The organism is Pantoea sp. GbtcB22, assembly GCF_019091025.1.
In the GTDB taxonomy this organism is placed as follows: Bacteria; Pseudomonadota; Gammaproteobacteria; order Enterobacterales; family Enterobacteriaceae; genus Pantoea; species Pantoea leporis.
On record NZ_JAGXKB010000022.1, the window covers coordinates 1 to 1245 of the forward strand.

Below are 1245 nucleotides of genomic sequence, written 5' to 3' on the forward strand. Positions count from 1 at the left end.
ATCATCGAAGATCCGGCGGGTAACCAGAGCGACGAGTCCGCGCCGATTGAGTTCATCGTCGACACCGGCAACGTGGCCGTGAGCATCGACTACGCGATTGACGACGTTGAAGCGCACACCGGCAGCATGGCGTCCGGCACCGTGACCAACGACGATACGCCAACGCTGGTCGGTAAAGCCAAGCCAAACAGCATGGTAGAAATCTTCGACGGCACCACCTCGCTGGGTACGGTTAAGGCCAACGCCTTCGGCGACTGGAGCTTCACGCCATCCGCCGCGCTGGCGCACGGCGTGCACCACTTCATCGCGGTCGCGACAGACGCGGCGGGTAACGTGAGTGCACCAACCGCTGACTTCGTGCTGGATATTGATCTTGAAGCCCCGACCAAACCGGGCGAAGGCGGCACCGGCGGAGACGGCATCGCGGACATCATTGACGACGTGGGCCCGATTCAGGGCAGCGTGGGCAACGGCGACGTGACCGACGACACCACCCCGACGCTTATCGGCAGCGGCCTGCAGCCGGGCGACGTGGTCACCATCATTGACAACGGGCAGCCAATCGGCAGCGTTGTTGCTGACGGGAATGGCGGCTGGCAGTTCACGCCGGACACCCCGCTGAACGAAGGTCCGCACGAGTTCACCACCATCGTGACCGACCCGGCGGGCAACAGCTCTGAGGAGTCTGACCCGTACCTGATTGTTATCGACACCGACGCGCCTGCGGCACCGGTCATCACCTTCGTGATCGACGATCAGGGTAGCGTGACCGGTCCGATTAACAACGGTGACACCACCGATGACGCGCAGCCGCAAATCGTGGGCACCGCGGAAGCCAACAGCGTCGTTATCATCTATGACAACGGCAAAGCGATCGGCAGCATCCAGGCCGACGCCAACGGCGACTGGTCATACACGCCGGTTCCACCACTGCTGAATGGCGACCACTCCATCACCGCGAAAGCGCAGGATCAGGCTGGCAACATCAGCCCTGAATCGCCAGGCTTCGACTTTGAGCTGATTGCGGGCGGCAACGCCATTGCGCCGGCCATCATCGGCGCGTGGGATGACGTGGAAGGCAACACCGGCATGCTGCACAACGGCGACCTGACCAACGACGCCCGTCCGGAGCTGCGCGGCACCGCTCAGCCGGGTGAAATCGTCACTCTCATCATGGACGGCAAGGTACAGGGTTCTGCGACTGCCGATCCGAATGGCCACTGGAGCTTCACGCCAGCGACCGAT

At 63.0% G+C, this 1245-nt stretch carries 1 protein-coding gene; it reads left to right on the forward strand.

What is annotated here, in order from left to right; all coding sequences use genetic code 11:
- A partial coding sequence (locus tag KVT28_RS24650) for an Ig-like domain-containing protein (protein WP_254633652.1) occupies positions 1 to 1245 on the forward strand: 1245 nt, incomplete at both ends.